Annotated in this window: 1 protein-coding gene; it reads left to right on the forward strand. The window is 68.0% G+C overall.

Features of this window, described 5'->3' with window-relative positions; translation table 11 throughout:
* A partial coding sequence (gene metC / locus AX735_RS22770) for a cystathionine beta-lyase (protein WP_066284879.1) occupies positions 1–1057 on the forward strand: 1057 nt, incomplete at both ends.

Raw genomic sequence — 1057 nt, forward strand, 5'->3', positions numbered from 1 at the left:
ATCGCCCACCACCCGCCTTGTCACCGGTGGCCGCCGCGCCGAGTGGACGGGGACCGCGGAGCAGCCGGGCGCGGTGGTCAATCCGCCGGTGTGGCGCGCCAGCACGCATCTCTATCCCGATACAGCCGCTCTCAAGTCCGGTCCGCAAACCAATGAGGATGGACGCTTTTTCTACGGTCGCAGGGGTGCGCCGACGCAATGGGCATTGGCGGAGGCGCTGACCCAGCTCGAGCCGCAAGCGTATGGCACGATGCTCTACCCCTCGGGCGTCGCCGCGATCACCGGCGCGCTGCTCAGCGTGCTGTCGCCGGGCGACGTGCTGCTGATGACCGACAGCGCCTATGACCCTTCGCGCAGCTTTGCCGACGGGTTGCTGAAGCGCTTCGGCATCGAGACACGCTATTACGATCCGCTCATAGGGTCCGGAATTTCCAGCCTTGTCTGCGAACGCACCCGCGCCATCCTGATGGAAAGCCCGGGCAGCCTGACCTTCGAAGTGCAGGACGTGCCCGCGATCTGCGCGGCGGCGCGCGCGGCCAATCCGGACATCGCGCTGCTGATCGACAATACTTGGGCGACGGGGCTGTTCCTGCCCGCGCTGGAGCTCGGCGCGGACATGAGCATCATGGCCTGCACGAAGTATATTGTCGGCCATTCGGACGTGATGCTGGGCTCGGTCAGCGCGAGTGAGCGATATTATCCGCGCCTGCGCCAGACCGCGCAAAGCTTGGGCCATGTCGTCTCGCCCGACGATGCCTGGCTCGCGCTGCGCGGCCTGCGCACGCTCGACGGGCGGCTGCGCCAGCACCAGGCCTCGGCGCTGCGCATCGCGCACTGGCTGGCCGAGCAGCCGCAGGTCGCGCGCGTGCTGCACCCCGCGCTGCCCTCCTGCCCAGGCCACGCCATCTGGCAGCGCGATTTCAAGGGGTCGAGCGGGCTTTTCTCCTTCGTGCTGGAAGGCGGCACCGACATGGCGCGTGCGGCGCTGATCGACACGCTGGAGCTGTTCGGCATCGGTTACAGCTGGGGCGGGTTCGAGAGCCTGGCGATCCCGGTC

It is taken from the genome of Blastomonas sp. CCH1-A6, from assembly GCF_001556365.1.
Taxonomy (GTDB): domain Bacteria; phylum Pseudomonadota; class Alphaproteobacteria; order Sphingomonadales; family Sphingomonadaceae; genus Blastomonas; species Blastomonas ursincola.